The sequence below is a fragment of the Halorubrum sodomense genome (assembly GCF_900111935.1).
Classification (GTDB): Archaea; Halobacteriota; Halobacteria; order Halobacteriales; family Haloferacaceae; genus Halorubrum; species Halorubrum sodomense.
This window is the reverse complement of sequence record NZ_FOYN01000002.1, coordinates 235284-252899: the sequence shown is the minus strand read 5'-3', so window position 1 is coordinate 252899 and position 17616 is coordinate 235284. Positions and strand designations below refer to the sequence as shown.

Annotated in this window: 10 protein-coding genes; 7 read left to right on the top strand and 3 right to left on the bottom strand. The window is 69.6% G+C overall.

Annotated features, from left to right (window positions below; translation table 11 throughout):
* The first annotated feature begins 9 nt into the window (after positions 1-9).
* The 7 genes from BM286_RS06150 to BM286_RS06120 all read left to right on the top strand — a co-directional run bounded on the left by BM286_RS06150 (position 10) and on the right by BM286_RS06120 (position 14339).
* Positions 10-2259, top strand: a complete 2250-nt coding sequence (locus BM286_RS06150; RefSeq protein WP_092920706.1) for a hypothetical protein — start codon at positions 10-12, stop codon at positions 2257-2259.
* A 102-nt stretch (positions 2260-2361) separates the two neighbouring features.
* Positions 2362-5049, top strand: coding sequence for a leucine--tRNA ligase (gene leuS / locus BM286_RS06145; protein WP_092920705.1), 2688 nt, complete (start codon positions 2362-2364; stop codon positions 5047-5049).
* Between the two features lie 77 nt (positions 5050-5126).
* Positions 5127-6536, top strand: a complete 1410-nt coding sequence (gene kynU / locus BM286_RS06140; protein WP_092920704.1) for a kynureninase — start codon at positions 5127-5129, stop codon at positions 6534-6536.
* 109 nt (positions 6537-6645) lie between these two features.
* Positions 6646-9285 carry a PAS domain-containing protein gene (locus tag BM286_RS06135; protein WP_092920703.1) on the top strand — a complete coding sequence of 880 codons (2640 nt, stop codon included), beginning with the start codon at positions 6646-6648 and terminating at the stop codon, positions 9283-9285.
* Positions 9286-9397: 112 nt separating this feature from the next.
* Positions 9398-12313, top strand: a complete 2916-nt coding sequence (locus BM286_RS06130; protein ID WP_174548994.1) for a DEAD/DEAH box helicase — start codon at positions 9398-9400, stop codon at positions 12311-12313.
* 75 nt (positions 12314-12388) lie between these two features.
* Complete coding sequence (locus BM286_RS06125) at positions 12389-13894, top strand: stage II sporulation protein M (RefSeq protein ID WP_092920702.1); 1506 nt, start codon at positions 12389-12391, stop codon at positions 13892-13894.
* Positions 13895-13985: 91 nt separating this feature from the next.
* Positions 13986-14339 (top strand): hypothetical protein, encoded by a 354-nt coding sequence (locus BM286_RS06120; RefSeq protein ID WP_092920701.1) that lies wholly within the window; start codon positions 13986-13988, stop codon positions 14337-14339.
* 479 nt (positions 14340-14818) lie between these two features.
* Here BM286_RS06120 and BM286_RS06115 read toward each other — a convergent pair whose 3' ends face one another.
* From BM286_RS06115 to BM286_RS06105, 3 genes are all read right to left on the bottom strand, one after another.
* Entirely contained in the window at positions 14819-15235 is a 417-nt protein-coding gene (locus BM286_RS06115; RefSeq protein WP_092920700.1) for a DUF6276 family protein, read from the bottom strand.
* A 121-nt stretch (positions 15236-15356) separates the two neighbouring features.
* Complete coding sequence (locus tag BM286_RS06110) at positions 15357-16055, bottom strand: V-type ATP synthase subunit D (RefSeq protein ID WP_092920699.1); 699 nt, start codon at positions 16053-16055, stop codon at positions 15357-15359.
* Positions 16056-16193: 138 nt separating this feature from the next.
* Positions 16194-17615 (bottom strand): V-type ATP synthase subunit B, encoded by a 1422-nt coding sequence (locus BM286_RS06105; protein WP_092920698.1) that lies wholly within the window; start codon positions 17613-17615, stop codon positions 16194-16196.
* Position 17616: the final 1 nt, after the last annotated feature.

Below are 17616 nucleotides of genomic sequence, written 5' to 3'. Positions count from 1 at the left end.
ATCGAGGAGATGACTCGGGGACCCGACGAGGTCGACGACGCGAGCGAGACCGATTCGGTCGAATCGACCGACAGGGCGCCCGCGGATCGCGTCGACCGCCGGACGGTTCTCGGCGCGCTCGCGGGCGCCGGGAGCGCCGCGGTCGCCGGCTGCTCCGGCCCGGAGCCGGACGACGCGTCGACGGCCGACTTGGAGCCGGAACGGCTCGACGAACTCGCGGCTCGGTTCGCGCCGACGCTGTACTTCGACGCCGCCGAGCCGTGGTTCCCGACCGACCCCCGACCGTACGCGAGCGAGGCGGACGGCGAGACGGTCGTCGACGGCTTCGACGCGTTCGACGGCTACCACGAGCGGTACGAGGCGTCGGGCGAGCCGCCGAATCCGACCGTCTTCTACAACGGAATGCGGTACGAGGACTCCCCGCTCGCGGTCGTCCAGTTCTGGTTCTACTCCGCGTTCGACCAGTTCACGACGAACTTCCACTGGCACGACTGGGAGGTGCTCCACGTGTTCGTCGACCTCGAGGCGGGCGACCCGCAGCTGTACGTCGCCAGCTCCCACTCCCGGAGCGTTCCGAACAACGAGTTCCTCGACCCGGATCCCGACGTGGTCCCCCGGATCCTCTCCGAGCTCGGCTCGCACTCCAGCACGCTCTCGGTCAACGAGAACCCCGATCAGTTCCAGCGGGTCGGCGACGGGGGGTTGCTCGCGGACATCACGAACACGACGATCGACACCGTCGAGGACCTCCTCGGGATCCCGATCGCGTACGGGCTCCCCCGCGACGAGCAGATGCGGCTCCCGTTCGTCGTTCCCGAGTACGAGGGCGAACCGCTCTACGAACACCCCGACCTCCCGTCGGTCACCGAGGAGTCGCTGGTCGACGGCGCGCTGACGATCCGGTCGCTCGACGCGCTGCGCTCGCCGCCGACGGACCTCCCGCTCCGGGAGACGGGGATCGCCTTCCGGTACCGCGAGCGACCGGCCGACGAGGGGACCGCCGACGGCGACGACGCCGCGCTCGCGGACGAGGTCGCCGACTCCGTCGTCGAGTACGACCTCGTCGAGACCGCCGAACTGGAGGGGATCGACGCGTTCACCGGCCCGCAGCTCAGCTTCGAGTTCGCCGTCCCCCAGATAGTCGAGGACGCCGTCGCGAGCCACATCACGACCACCGGCGTGCCGTGGGAACAGCCCCGTTACGAGAACCCCGCGCTCGACGTCACCGCCGGCAACCACCGCGCGGAGCTCGCGGCGCGGTACGACGCCGTCGCCGACGACCCGTCGTTCGGGGACGACGCGGCCGGGGCGCTCGACGCGGTCGTCGCCCGCGTCACGCAGACGACGCAGAGCGACGAGGCGCCGGCGGACGAGGGGCTGACGACGATCGAGACGAGCGTCGAGTCGTTCGTCCTGATCGAGAGCGACCCCGAGGCGGTTCCGACGTTCGCCCGCGGGGTCGCGGTCGCGAACGGGATCCCCGAAGGGGAGCACCGCCTGACGGTCAACGGCGCCGGACGGGCACCTCACAGCGAGACGCTGACCGTCTCGGCGGACGAGCCGGTGACGACCGCCGGCGCCGACGGGGAGATCCCGCTCGTCGCCCGCGAGGACGCGCGGAAGGTGGAGTTCTCGGACGCCGAAAGCGACGTGAACCTGGCTCGGTCAGCGATCGAAGACGACTTCGCGGGGCGGATCTACGACTCCGCGATCGACGGGAGCGACGCGGTGTACGTCGACGCCGGCGGCGCGTACACGACGGAGGTACGCGACGCCGACGGCGAGGTCGGCGCGTACCGGGTCAACCCCGCGACGGACGAGGCCGAGACCGAGGAGCCGATCCGGATCGAGCGCCCGGAGACCGGGGTGGCCCCGCTCGCCGGCTACGTCGCGGACGTGGCCGAGGAGACGCGCGCGGCGGTCGCCGCCGCGGCGGCCGACCGCGATAGCGACGACGGCGGCGGTTCCGGCGGCAGTGGCGGTTCCGGCGGCGGTCCGTCGAACGCGGTCAACGGGCTCGAACGCGCCCTCGCCGCCGCGGTCGACGCCGCGGAACGGGCGGCGGAGCGCGCCCGCGAGGGCGACGCCGAAGGGGTCGAGCGGCAACTGGCGAACGTGCTCGACCGGATCGCTCGGATCGAAGAGCGGCTCGCGGCCGCGAGAGCGGGGCTACCGCCGGGGCTCGCGAACGCGACCGGAAGACGGATCGAGCAGGCGATCAGGCGCGTCGAGCAGGCGCAAAACGCCGAGAAGCTGTAGGGCGCCGCGTCGGACGCCTCGACGAGCGCGTCACCGGACGTCACCGCCCACCACTGGATGGAAAGCTATACGACGCCGAACCGACCACGAGTATATAAGCAGATGTCTCAGGAGGGATACGACCACGCGAGGGTCGAGGAACGCTGGCAGGAGGCGTGGGACGACGCCTCGGTGTACCACGTGCCGGACGACGCCGAGGACCCGACGTACGTCCTCGGGATGTACCCGTACCCGTCGGGGAAGCTCCACATGGGCCACGTCCGCAACTACACGATCACGGACGCGTACGCCCGCTACCGCCGGATGCGCGGCGACGACGTGCTCCATCCGATGGGGTGGGACGCGTTCGGGCTCCCGGCCGAGAACGCCGCCAAGGAGCGGGACACCAACCCCCGCGACTGGACGTTCGACTGCATCGACACGATGAAGGGACAGATGAAGTCGATGGGGTTCGGCTACGACTGGGACCGCGAGGTCACCACCTGTACCCCCGAGTACTACCGGTGGAACCAGTGGCTGTTCCGCCGCTTCCACGAGGCCGGCCTCGTGGAGCGCCGCGACGCCGACGTGAACTGGTGTCCCTCCTGCGAGACCGTCCTCGCCGACGAGCAGGTCGAGGGCGACGACGAGCTGTGCTGGCGCTGTGACACCCCCGTCGAGACTCGCGAGCTGGACCAGTGGTTCCTGAAGATCACCGAGTACGCCGACGAGCTGCTGGAGGCCATCGACGAGCTGGAAGGGTGGCCCGACTCCGTCCGCCAGATGCAGCGCAACTGGATCGGTCGCCAGTACGGGAGCGAGGTCGACTTCGAAATCGAAGGACACGGGACCGTCACCGCGTTCACGACCCGGATCGACACGATCCACGGCGCGACGTTCTTCGCCATCGCGCCCGACCACCCGATCGCCCGGGAGCTGGCGGAAACGGACGACGCGGTCCACGAGTTCGTCCACCACGAGGCCGACCCGGACGGCGACGAGCCGAACGGCGTCGAGACCGGCCTCACCGCGACGAACCCCGTTACGGGCGAGGAGATCCCCGTCTACGTCGCGGACTTCGTCCTCTCGGACGTGGGGACGGGCGCGCTGATGGCGGTCCCCGCCCACGACGAGCGCGACCACGCGTTCGCGACGAAGAAGGGCGTCGAGATCCGGCCCGTGATCGCGCCGGAGCCGGACGACCCGGACGGCGAGACGGTCCCGGACGCCCCCGACGTCGAGGCGGAAGCGTTCACCGACGACGGGGTCGTGATCGACTCCGGCGAGTACACCGGCCTCGACAGCGAGACCGCCCGGGAACGGATTACGGAAGACACCGAGGGCGCGAGCGAGGCGACGCAGTACCGCCTGCGCGACTGGGGGATCTCCCGCCAGCGCTACTGGGGAACGCCGATCCCGATCGTGAACTGCGACGACTGCGGAGCGGTCCCGGTGCCCGACGAGGACTTGCCCGTCGAACTGCCGGAGTTCATCAACACGACCGGCAACCCGCTGGACGCCGCCGACGAGTGGCAGGCGACGACGTGTCCGGAGTGCGGCGCGCCCGCGACCCGGGAGACGGACACGATGGACACGTTCGTCGACTCCTCGTGGTACTTCCTGCGGTACGTCTCGCCGGACCTGGACGAGGCACCCTTCGACCTCGACCGCGCGAACGACTGGATGCCGGTCGACCAGTACGTCGGCGGCATCGAACACGCCGTGATGCACCTGCTGTACTCGCGCTTTTTCACCAAGGTGCTGGCCGACGAGGAGGGCCTCGACCACCGCGAGCCGTTCACGAACCTGCTGGCGCAGGGGATGGTCCAGCTGGAGGGCGAGAAGATGTCGAAGTCGAAGGGGAACGTCGTCTCGCCGCAGCGGATCGTCGACGAGTACGGCGCCGACACCGCGCGGCTGTTCATGATGGAGGCCGCCCAGCCCGAGCGCGACTTCGACTGGTCCGAAGAGGGGGTCAGGTCCACCCACCGGTTCCTGACCCGCCTCAACGACCTCGTCGAGGCGTACGCGGCGGGCGACGTGACGCTCGCCGGCGGCGGCACCGGCGCCGACCCCGTCGACCGCGGTGAGATCGACGACTACGTCGCCGACGAGACCGACGCCGCGGTCGCCATCGCCGGCGCGGAGTACGACGACCTGACGTTCAACGTCGCGCTCCGCGAGGCGCAGGACCTCGTGGGGACGCTCCGGAGCTACCGCGAGTACGCCGACCCGCACCCCGCCGTCTTCGAGCGCGGGCTCGACGTCGCGGTCCGACTGCTCGCGCCGGTCGCCCCCCACCTCGCCGAGGAGCTGTGGGAGACGCTCGGTCGGGAGGGGTTCGTCGCCGAGGCCGAGTGGCCGACCGCGAGCGTCGACCGCGACACCGTCGAGCGCCGGCGCCGGCTGGTGACCAACACCCGCGAGGACGTGCGCGACATAATCGACGTCGCCGGGATCGAGGACCCGGAGCGGATCGACGTGGTCGTCGCGCCCGACTGGAAGTACGACGCCCTGGCGATCGCGATCGACAGCGACGCCGACAACCTGATCTCGGAGCTGATGGCCGAGAGCCACATCCGCGATCAGGGGGACGCCGCCGCCTCGTACGGGCAGGACCTCCAGGCGAACCGCGAGGCGTTACGGGAGACGCTCGGCGGCGACGCCGAGTACGACGCCCTGCGCGCCGCCGCGTGGCTGATCGAGCGGGAGTTCGACGCGCCGGTCCGCGTCGAGCGCGCCGCCGACGCCGACGAGAGCGTGCTCAGCAAGGCGGAGCCGGGCCGCCCCGCCATCGACATCGTCGAGTAGCGGCCGACTCCTGCGATGAGCTCGGCGGGCTCTGCCGCCCCCGGAAACGCTTAGTCGCCGGCGCGGTCCCTTCCCGTATGGACGACCCGTACGCGCCCGCCCGCGAAGCTCTCGCCGGCGACGGGCTCGGTGACGGTTCCACGGCCGAGAGCGAGGCGGCCGACCCCGCGGTCCTCGCCGCGCGGCTCGACGACGCCGACCCGCTCTCTTCGTTCGCGGACCGATATCACGTTCCGGACGACGCCCTCTACATGGACGGCAACTCGCTCGGGCCCGCGAGCGACGCCGCGCTCGCGAGCCTCGACCGCGTGGTCGACGAGTGGCGCGACCTGCTCATCTCGGGGTGGACCGACGCCGACCCGCCGTGGTTCGATGTCGGCGAACGGCTCGGCGACGCGCTCGCGCCGCTGGTCGGCGCCGGCCCCGAGGAAGTGGTCGTCGGCAACTCGATCACGGTGAACATCCACACGCTCGTCGGCACCTTCCTCGACGAACTGCTGGCCGGGAACGGCCCCGAACACGAGGGATTCAGGGCGGCCGATGGAGACTGGAACACAGCCACGGACCCCGCCGTCCTCGTCAACGAGCTTGACTTCCCCTCCGACCACTACGCGATCCGGGCGCAGCTCCGCCACCGGGGGATCGACCCCGACGGGAAGCTTCGGGTCGTGCCGAGCCGCGACGGGCGGACGATCGACTCTCGCGACGTCGAGGCCGCGCTGGAAGAGCACGACGACGTTGGAATCGTCTTCATGCCGACCGCGCTGTACCGCTCCGGCCAGCTGTTCGACGTCGAGCGGATCGCGGCGGCCGCCCACGAAGCGGGGGCGTACGCCGGCTTCGATGCGGCGCACTCCGCGGGGGCCGTGCCCCACGAGTTCGACGACGCGGGCGTCGATTTCGCTGTCTGGTGCACGTACAAGTACCTCAACGCCGGCCCCGGGTCGATCGGCGCGCTGTTCGTCGCGGAGCGTCACCACGGGCTCACGCCCGCGCTGGCGGGGTGGTGGGGCCACGAGAAGGAGACCCAGTTCGAGATGAACATGACGTACACCCCGGCCGACTCCGCGGGCGCGTGGCAGATCGGAACCCCGCCGCTGCTCTCGGCCGCGCCGCTGGAGGGATCCGTGGAGCTCCTGCGCGAGGCCGGTATCGAGCGCCTGCGGGAGAAGTCGCTCGCGCTGACCGACTTCCTGATCGCCCTCGTCGACGACCGCCTCCCCGAGGTGTCGGTCGGGACGCCCCGCGACCACGAGGCCCGCGGCGGCCACGTCGCACTCGAACACTCCGACGCCGAGCGTCTGAGCGCGGCGCTCAAGGACCGCGGCGTCGTCGTCGACTTCCGCCCGCCGAACGTGGTGCGCGTCTGTCCCGCCGCGCCGTACACCTCGTTCGCCGACGTGCTCGAAGTCGTCGACGAGATCGAAGCGATTCTCGACAGCGGCGCGCACGAGAAGTACGCGACGAGCGAGGACAGCGTGACCTAGCGGGCGCGGAACGTGGGAGTCCGCGGCCGGGGTCGACTGACGAGAGGGTTCCGCCGTTGACATCCGCAGTATTATCAGTCGAGGTGGCGTAGATAGTATAAGAGAGCCAATGGGAGGAGAGTCACACACAGCCGACGGAGCTGGTCGGTCCGGGACGGACGGTGACCGGGTGACCAACGCCTACGAGGCGATGTTCCGAGCGGCGGACGACGCGATGTTTCTCCTTGACGTGGTGCGAAGGGACGGCGAATACGAGTTCACGTTCAAGCAGAACAACACCGCGTACCAGCAACAGACCGGGCTGACCGAGGACGCGATATTCGGGCAGACGCCGCGGGAGCTCCTCGGGGACGAACAAGGGATCGCGGTCGAAGCGAACTACCGCCGGTGCGTCGAGGAGGGGACGACGATCGAGTACGAAGAGCGGCTCGATTTCCCGGCCGGGACAACGGACTGGCAGACGAAGCTGACGCCGGTCACGGAGGACGGAACGGTGACGCAGATCATCGGCGTCGCTCGCGACATCACGGAGCAGAAGGAACGCGAGCGGGAACACCGGCGGACGTACCGTCGGTTCCAGACGGTGTTAGAGACGATGTCCGCGGCGGTGTTCCTGAAAGACACCGACGGGCGGTACCTCCTAATGAACCAGGCGTGCCGCGACGTGTTCGACATCGACGAGGACCCCGTCGGAATGACCGACGAGGACCTCTTTCCGGAGGCCGTCGCGGCGCAGGCCCGAGCGGACGACCGCAGAGTGATCGAAGGCGGTGAGCAGATCGAGATCGAGGAGACGGTCCCGACGCCCGCCGGGGAGAGCGTTCGACTGACGCGGAAGTCTCCCGTATACGATGAGGAGGGATCGATCCGGGGAGTGTGTGGGGTTTCGACCGACATCACCGAACAGAGAGAGCGGGAGCGAACCCTCCAGCAGATCAAAGACCGACTCAAACTCGCGGTCGAGGGCGCGCAGATCGGCGTCTGGGACTGGGACATGACCACCGACGAGGTCGAGTTCAACGATCAGTGGGCGGAGATGCTGGGTCACTCGTCCGACGAGATCGAGCCGCACCTCGTCGCGTGGGAACGCCGTGTCCATCCCGACGACCTCGCAGCGGTCGAAGACGCCCTGTCTGAACACATGGCGGGCGAGACGGAGTACTACGACACGGAACACCGGATGCGAACCGCGGCGGACGAGTGGAAGTGGATCCGCGACGTCGGAAGGGTCGTCGAGCGCGACGACGACGGGGAGCCAGTTCGGGCCGTCGGAATCCACCTCGACATCGACGACCAGAAGCGGCGAGAGGCGGAGCTGGAGCGCACGCAAGCCCTCATCGAGCGCACCCAAGAGAGCGCGTCGATCGGTTGGTGGGAGGTCGACCTGGTCAACGAGTCGCTCACGTGGAGCGACGAGGTGTACCGGATCCACGAGGTGCCGGCCGACGAGACGGTGGAACTAGAAGACGGAATAGAGTTCTATCACCCGGACGACCGGGACGCGATCGAACGGGCGTTCGAGCGGCTGACGGAGGAGGGCGAGTCGTACGACCTCGAACTGCGGATCGTCACGGCGACCGGACGAACCCGGTGGGTCAGGGCGGTCGGCGATCCGCAGTTCGACGACGCGGGGGAGGTCGTCGGCGCGCTCGGACTGTTTCAAGACATCACCGAGCGGAAGCGGTACGAGATGGCCCTTGAGTCGACGCGCGAGGAGCTACGGACAGTCATCGACCTCGTGCCGGACCTGGTGTTCGTGAAGAACCGCGATGGCGAGTATCTCCTGGCGAACGAGGCGACGGCCGCGGCGTACGGACTGACGCCGGACGAGGTCGAGGGGAAGTCCGAAGGCGAGATCATCCCGGACGCCGACGACTCCGCGGCGTTCCGGCAGGACGACTTGGAGGTGATCGAGTCCGGGGAACCGAAGAACGTCGGCGAGGAGACGTTGACGACGGCGGACGGCGAAACGCGCATCCTCCAGACGGTGAAGATCCCCTACAGGGTGCCGGAAACGGGTGAAGACGCCGTTCTGGGATACGCCCGCGACGTCACCGACCTCAAGCGGTACGAGCAGACGCTCGAAGAGCAGCGAGACACCCTCATGCTGCTCAACCAAGTCGTGCGCCACGACATCCGGAATCAGCTGATGGTCGTCACGTCGTACACCGAACTGCTCGAGGACTCGCTACCGGACGACCAGAGCCGGACGTACGCGCGGACGGTCATCGGGGCGGCGAAGCAGGCGGCCGACATCACGGAGACTGCCAGGGACGTCACCGACGTGTTGCTACAGGTCGGAACCGACCAAGAGCCGGTCGATCTCCGCACCGAACTCAACCAGCAGATCGAACGGATCCGATCCGAGAAAGACCGCGCGACGGTCACGGTGAACGGATCGATCCCGGACGTGACGGTGTTGGCTGACGGCCTGCTGGAGGCGGTGTTCCGGAACCTGCTGACGAACGCGGTCGTCCACAACGACAAGCAGGTGGCCGAGATCACGGTTTCGACCGGTTTGTCGGAGGACGCGGTGTGCGTCTCGGTCGCCGACAACGGGCCCGGAATCCCGGACGATCACAAAGAGCAGATCTTTCAGGAGGGCGAGAAGGGACTGGAGAGCGGCGGAACCGGGATCGGCCTGTACCTCGTCAAGACGCTCGTCAACAGGTACGACGGCGACGTGTGGATCGAGGACAACGAGCCGACGGGGAGCGTGTTCGTCGTCAAGCTGCCGCTCGCCGAGTGATCGGCGAGCGACCCCTCCGGCGACGGCAGCGCTCGGCCGCGCGGTCAACCGTCTGAATCTCGTGGAGCGACGGGCTTAATCGCCCGAGCGCCCAACAATAGACGATCACAGCATGGCGGAACCCTCGGGGATGGACGCGTTCGCGCACCTCGGGAGCGAGGTCCGCGAGGCGCTCTCGGACCGGGGGTTCACCACGCCCACCGAGCCCCAGCGCGAGGCGATCCCGCCCCTCGCCGAGGGGAAGAACGCCCTCGTCCTGGCCCCGACCGGCACCGGGAAGACGGAGACCGCGATGTTACCCGTCTTCGACGCGCTCGTCGACGCCCGGAACTCGCCGGGCGACCCGCCCCGCGAGGGGATCTCCGCGCTGTACATCACCCCCCTCCGCGCGCTCAACCGCGACATGATGGACCGGCTGGAGTGGTGGGGCGAAACGCTCGGCGTCGAGGTCGCGGTGCGCCACGGCGACACCACGCAGTACGAGCGGTCGAAGCAGGCCGACGACCCGCCCGACGTGCTCATCACGACGCCGGAAAGCCTCCAGGCGATCCTCACCGGCTCGAAGATGCGCGTCGCCCTCGAAGGCGTGGCGCACGTCGTAATCGACGAGGTCCACGAGCTGGCCGCGGCGAAGCGCGGCGCCCAGCTCACGGTCGGCATGGAGCGGCTCCGCCGCGTGGCGGGCCCGTTCCAGCGCGTCGGCCTCTCCGCGACGGTCGGCGACCCCGAGGAGGTCGGGAAGTTCCTCGTCGGAACGGGGAAACGCGACCCCGACCGCGAGGGCGACCGCGCGTTCGAGACGGTCGAGGTCGCGGCCGGGACGCGGACGGACGTGCGCGTCCGCGACCCCGAGATCACCGACCGCGACGCGACGCTCGCGGGCGAGCTCGCGGTCGACGAGACGACCGCGAGCCACGTGCGAACGATCCGGGAGATCGTCGCGGACAACGAGTCGACGCTGATCTTCGTCAACACGCGACAGACCGCGGAGGCGCTCGGCTCGCGGTTCAAAACGCTCGCGGAGAAGGAGCGAGATAAGGGCACGGAGGACCCTACCGAGATCGAGCTCCACCACGGCTCGCTCTCGAAGGAGGTCCGGATCGACGTGGAGGACCGGTTCAAGTCGGGCGAGCTCGACGGGCTCGTCTGCACCTCCTCGATGGAGCTCGGGATCGACGTGGGCCGCGTCGACCACGTGGTCCAGTACGGGAGCCCGCGCGAGGTCGCCCGCCTGCTCCAGCGCGTCGGGCGCGCGGGCCACCGCCGCGACCTCGTCTCCGAGGGGACCGTCGTGACGCAGGGGGGCGACGACACGCTCGAAGCGATGGCCATCGCGCGGCGGGCGGGCGAGGAGCTCGTCGAGCCGGCGAACATCCACCACGGCAGCCTCGACACGGTCGCGAACCAGATCGTCGGGCTGGTGATGGACGAGGGCGACGTTCACGCGCGCGAGGCGTACGAGACCGTTACGAACGCCTACCCGTTCAGGGACCTCTCGGAGCCGGAGTTCCAGGAGGTCGTCCGCGAGCTCGACGGGAACCGCCTGCTGTGGCTCGACGAGGAGACGGACACCCTCGAGAAGTCCGGCGGCACCTGGCAGTACTTCTACGCGAACCTCTCGATGATCCCCGACGAGGCCACCTACGAGGTGTACGACATGTCCTCGCGGCGGGGCATCGGCACCCTCGACGAGCAGTTCGTCGTCAACTTCGCCGGGCCGGGCGAGACGTTCGTCCAGCGCGGCGAGATGTGGAAGATTACGGAGGTCGACGAGGAGGAGGAGCGCGTGAACGTGACCCCGATCCCCGACCCGACCGGCGAGGTGCCCTCGTGGGTCGGCCGGGAGATCCCCGTCCCGAAGCCGGTCGCCGAGGAGGTCGGCCGAGTACGCGGCGAGGCCGCGGCCGCGCTCGACACCGGTTCCACCCCGGAGGCGGTCGCGGCCGACCTCGCGGAGCGATATCCGACCGACGAGGAGACGGTCGCCGCCGCGCTGAAGTCCGTCGTCGACCACGTCGAGGCCGGTCACCCGATCCCCACGGACGAGCGGATCGTGATCGAGGGCAGCGCGCGCACCGTCGCGGTCAACGCCGCGTTCGGCCACGAGGTCAACGAGACGCTCGCGCGCCTGCTCGCGGCCTTGGTCGGCCAGCGCGCCGGCTCGTCGGTGGGAATGGACGTCGACCCCTACCGGATCGAGTTCGAGGTGCCTCACGACGCCGGCGTCGGGGACTTCCGGGAGGTGTTGGAGACCACCGACCCCGAGCGGTTGGAGGCGTACCTCGAACTCGCCGTCAGGAACTCGGACGCGCTGAAGTTCACGCTCGCGCAGGTCGCCGCGAAGTTCGGCGCGGTCAAGCGGTACAAGGAGGGGCGAGGGAAGTTCGGCGGCGACCGCCTGCTCGCGGCGCTCGAGGACACCCCAGTCTACGACGAGGCGCTCCGCGAGGTGTTCCACGCCGACCTCGCGGTGCCGGAGACGGCCGACCTGCTCGCGGGGATTCAGGATGACTCGCTCGACCTCGCGATCGCCCGCGAGCGCACCCCGCTCGGCACCGCGGGCCGCTCCGCCGGCACGGAGTTCCTCGTGCCCGACAACGCCGACGCCGACGTGATCCAGACCGTCAAAGAGCGCATCCGGGACGACCGGGTGATACTCTTCTGTCTCCACTGCGCGGACTGGAAGCAGACGACGAAGGTCCGGCGCGTCCGCGACCAACCCGAGTGCCCGGAGTGCGGCTCCACCCGGATCGCGGCGCTCAACCCGTGGGACGACGAGACGGTCGCCGCGGTGCGCGCGGCCGAGAAGGACGACGAGCAGGAGCACCGCACCAAGCGGGCCCACCGCGCCGCGAGCCTCGTCCAGACGCACGGGAAGCGGGCGGTGATCGCCTTAGCCGCCCGCGGCGTCGGCCCCCACAACGCCGCCCGGATCATCAACAAGCTCCGCGAGGACGAAGACGAGTTCTACCGCGACGTGCTCCGTCAGGAGCGCGAGTACGCGCGCACGCAGTCGTTCTGGGACTAGCTCGGCTCCTCGTCGCTGTCCGGCGGCGGTCCGCCGGACTCCCGTGTTTAAGTATCGGACGACCGATCGGGGAACATGGACCTCTCCGCCGCCGTCACGGCCGCGACAGCGACCCTCCGCCGACGCCCCGCAGACGTCCTCCCCTTTTACCTCCTCGGCACCGCGGTGCCGGTGATCGCCCGGCTCGGAACGTTCGCCGCGCTCGCCGGGATCTACCTCCACCTCGAACTGACCGGTCGGCTCGCGGCGGCTCGCGACGCGCTAGGCGGGATCGAACCGCCGCCGGAGACCCAGGATCCGGCGGCGCTCCGGGCGTGGGCGGAGGGATTGACCCCCGCGTTCGAACCGCTGTTGACGCCCACCGTCGCGGTCCTGTTCGCCGCCGGCGTGCTCGTCACGGTCGTCCTCGCCGTGGTCGCGTACACCGTCATCTCGGCCGGTCAGCTCTCGGCCGTCGCCGCGAGCCTCCGCGACGAGCGCGGACTCGTCGGGGGGATCGCCGGCGCACGATCACGCTGGCTGACGTTCCTCGGGCTGTACGTCGCCGAGCTGCTCCTCTGGATCGGCGTGATCGCGCTCGGGTCGCTCGCGGTCGGCGCGGCGTTCCTCGCGAACCCGTTCCTCGGGGCCGCGGTCGCGGTCGCCGCCCTCCTCGTCGGCTTCGTCGCCCTCGCGCTCGTCCGGATCCTCTTCGCGTTCGCGCCGGTGGCCGTCGTCGTCGACGACGCCGGCGTGGTCGGGGGCGTCGAGGGGGCGGGCGGCTTCGTGCGCTCGAACCCCGTCGACGCCGCGGCCTACCTCGTGGTCGCGATCGGCGCGCTGATCGCCGTCGCGTCGGTCGCTTCCGGCGTCGCGTTCCTCGGCGGCGGCGCCGTGGTCGCGCTCGCCAGCGCGGTCGTCGTCGCGCCCGCGCTCGACCTCTTGAAGACCGCCCTGTACGGGGACTACCGCGGGACGGTCGACCCCGTCTCGGCGCCCGAGGCGGGCGTCAGAGCCCAGCTCGGCGGGGGGCTCCGGCGCGGGTGGCGCGAACTGACCGGGTTCGTGCGGTCGACGCCGGGCCACCACGCGCTCGCGATCGCGGTAGCGGTCGGATTCGGCGCGGTCGGCTGGACGGCCGCGGCCCCCTTCGCCGGGGCGGTCCCGACCTCGATCGAGGCGAGACTGGTCGGTCACGTTCCGCCCGTCGCGGCGCTGACGTTCTTCGGGAACAACTGGGGGGTCGCGATCGCGACCGCCTTCTCCGGTGTCGGACTCGCCGTCCCCGCGCTCTCGTCGCTCGCGTTCAACGGTCTCGCGCTCGGCGCCACCGCCGCCCTCGAGGAGAACCTCCTCGCGCTCGTCGCGTTCGTTGTCCCCCACGGGATCTTCGAGATCCCCGCGATCGTCGTCTCCGGCGCGCTCGGGATCCGCCTCGGCGCCGTCTCGTGGCGGGCGTTCCGCGGCCGCGCGAGCCGAGAGCGGTTCGCCGACGCCTTGGCGACAGCCTTCTGGGTGACCGTCGGGATCGGAATCGTACTCGGCGTCGCCGCCGTCATCGAGGGGTTCGTCAGCCCGTACTACTGGCGGCCGTTCCTGTGAGCGACGCCGACCGCCGACCCGCCCTCCACGGCGCCGGAGCGGGGCGCTGACGCCGCCCGCACGCTTATTACCGCGCGGTCGAAGCGACGGTATGCAGCCGCTCGTCGCCGTCATCCTCGTCGGCGTCCCGCTCGCGTGGCTCGTCGGCTTCGCCGCCTACGCGTACGTCGACGCGCCCAAGTACGGCATGAACCCGCGCAAGTGGGCCCTCATCGCGTTCGTCGTCCCGCTGTTCGGCTTCCTCGCGTACGTCTTCGAGCGCGACGAACTCGACTACGACCCCGAGGAGGACCCGTACGCCGGCGGCGACGACGGCCGCACCGGCGGCTTCGCCGTCCACGAGTCGCGCCAAGGCGAGAAACGCCTCGGCCCGGCCGGGACGGAAGCAGACGACGGCGACGACGAAGACGACGAGTGGAACGACCCGGACGGCGTCGACCTCTGACGGCGCGACCAGGACAGATCCCGGTCAGCACCGAGACAGCGGCGACCGATGTGATATTTAAATATCCGAGAGCGGGTGGCGTCGATGTTTATAAACAACAGTGCGGTCGGCGCGTGCCTCCGAGCGTCCAACGGGCGCGAGGAGCACGCGCGAGGGAGTCGGGCGGCCGGAGCGAAGCGGAGGCCGGCCGACGAGGCTGGGGAGGCGTGAGGTGCGGTTGCTGTGCGGGGCGGGACTCAAAGGGGCAGTCGCGAGGACGAAGCACGGCGACGGAAGTAGCGTGGCGCTACGCGCCACGGAAAGCCGGCGGCTCCGCCGCCGGCGACACCGCAGCGAGTGAGCGGAGCGAACGAGCGAGGAGCGCAACGAGTGTGCGCCGTCCTCGCGGCCGGGGCTTTGGAGCTGTTCGCCGCCGATCCGCTGTCGCTTATTTATAAACGACCACCGTCAACGGCGACTTTATCGAAAACCGATCCGCTCTAAATCGCGTCGCGGAGCGCCGCCCGCCGACGGTCGAGGTCGAACGCGGCCTCGGGCGCGTCGAGCCGGTCGAAGAAGGCGAACGCGTCGGCACCCGCCCCCTCAGCGTGGCCGATCAGCGCCTCGATCGACGCCCGATTCAGCGCGAACGACTCCAGCTTCCCGCAGCAGAGCGCCAGCGCGACGCCCGCCTCGCCGGACGGGAACGCGGGGTCGACCGCTGAGAAGTCGGGATCCGCGGGCACTCCGTCCGCGATCTCCGCCTCGGCCGCCGCGCCTTCGACGCCCGCCTCCGCGGCCGCGACGACCCGCAGACACCGAGTACAGATCGCGGCCGCGTCGGCCGGGGCGTGCTCACGGAGCGTCGGCGGCACGGCGAACGCGATCGCGTCGGCGTCGCAGTGTGGACAGGACACGCTCGTCGCTACAAGCGGGTCCGAGTAAAAGTCGACGGCGGAGAGAGAAGCGGCGACCGACGCGGGAGCGGTGATGGCGGTTCGGGAGCCGACGCGCGACGGGCTATCGGTCGGGGAGCCGTCAGTCGGCGGGCTCGGGCTCTTCGGTCTCCGCGGCCGCGACCGCGGCGTCCTCTTCGGCCTCTTCCTTCTCCTCCTCCTCTTTTTTCGCTTTGATCTTCTTCATGCGGAAGATCTCCTCGCGCTCCTGCTCTTCGAGCTTCTGCTCGATGTACTCCTGGTTCTCGTACAGGGTCGGGAGCAGCGTGAACTCCAGGGCGTTCACGCGGCGCTTCGTGGTCTCGATCTCCGTGAGCATCTTCTTCATCGCCGTCTCGACCTCGGCGGCGAGGATGATCGACTCGAGCAGCTGCTCGTAGGCGTCGGCGGCCTCGTCGATCCGCGCCGAGGAGCCGAGCAGCCCGTAGCCGCGCTCGTCGAGGCTCTTTTGTACCTTCGAGGACTCGATCTGCGGGACCACGACGCCCATGATGTTCTTCGACTGGGTCGTGATCTCGGGGTGTTCTTTCAGCGCCGCGGCCGCGCCGCGGACGGCGACGTCGCCCTCCATCGCCCGGGCCATGTCGATCTTGCGCTGGGCCGTCTCGTAGTTCTCGGAGACCTCGGACCGGACGTCCTGCGCCTGGTCGAGAATGTCCATGAACTCCATGATGAGCCCGTCGCGCTTCTGTTCGAGCGTGTCGTGACCGCGCTCGGAGAGCTCGATGCGGTCCTCGATCGCCATCAGGTTCTTGCGCGTCGGTTTGACATCCTTGGCCATCTTGGGGAGAGGTTCCGCTCCGAGGCGGTTAATTCTTTTCAGACGCGGCGGGTCGGCGGGCCGGCGTGCGCGTCGTCAGCGGCGACGCCGCCGCTCAGGGGTAACGTACGACTGCGCGGGGAAAAGTGAGCCGAGACGTTAGTCGGCCGCTTCGACGACTTCGCGCTCGGCGTCGTCCTCGCGGTAGTGCTCCTCGATGAACTCCTCGTCGATCCGGTTGAGGGCGTCCTTCGGCAGCATCGAGAGGAGGTCCCAGCCGATCTCCAGCGTCTCCTCGATGTCGCGGTTCGTCTCGAAGCCCTGGTCGATGAACTCCGACTCGAACGCGTCCGCGAAGTCGAGGTACTGGTTGTCGAGCTCGGAGAGCGCCTCCCGACCGACAATGTTCACGAGGTCGCGGAGGTCCTCGCCCTCCGCGTACGCCGCGAACATCTGGTCTTTCACGTCCGCGTGGTCGGCGCGGGTGAGCCCCTCGCCGATCCCGTCGTCCATCAGCCGCGACAAGCTGGGGAGGACGTTGATCGGCGGCTGGAGGCCCTGGCTGTTGAGGTCGGGGTCGACGTAGATCTGCCCCTCCGTGATGTACCCGGTCAGGTCCGGGATCGGGTGGGTGTCGTCGTCGCCCGGCATCGTGAGGATCGGGATCTGGGTGACGGAGCCGTCGCGGCCCTTGATCCGGCCGGCGCGCTCGTACAGCTGCGCCAGGTCGGTGTACATGTACCCGGGGTAGCCGCGTCGGCCCGGCACCTCCTCGCGGGCCGCGCCGATCTCGCGGAGCGCCTCGCAGTAGTTGGTCATGTCCGTCAGGATGACGAGGACGTGGTAGTCCTTCTCGAAGGCGAGGTACTCGGCCGTCGTCAGGACCATCCGCGGCGTGACCGTCCGCTCGACGGCGGGGTCGTCCGCGAGGTTCATGAAGACGACGGAGCGCTCCAGGGCACCGGTTCGCTCGAAGTCCTGCATGAACTCGTTGGCCTCCTCCTGGGTGATCCCCATCGCGCCGAAGATGACGGCGAACTCGGAGCCGTCCTCGTCGTCGCCCTCCTCCTCTTCGGGCACGCTGGCCTGTCGCGCGATCTGCATCGCCAGTTCGCTGTGCGGCTGGCCCGAACTGGAGAAGATCGGAAGCTTCTGGCCCCGGACGAGCGTGTTCATCCCGTCGATAGCGGAGACGCCCGTCTCGATGAACTCCTCGGGGTACTCCCGGGAGTACGGGTTGATCGCCGCGCCGACGATGTCCTGGCGCTCCTCGGGCACGATCTCCGGACCGTCGTCGATCGGGCGGCCGGAACCGTCGAGCACCCGCCCGAGGAGGTCCTCGGTGACGGGCATCTTCATCGTCTCGCCCAGGAAGCGGACGGACGCGTCTCTGTCGATGCCTGAGGTGCCCTCGAAGACCTGGATGGCGACCACGTCCTCCGAGGATTCGAGCACCTGTCCGCGCAGCGTCTCGCCCTGTGCCGTCTCGATCTCGACGATCTCGTCGTAGCCGATCGCCTCGTCGACCTCGGCGTACACGAGGGGACCGCTGATCTCGGTGATGGTTTGATACTCTTTCATG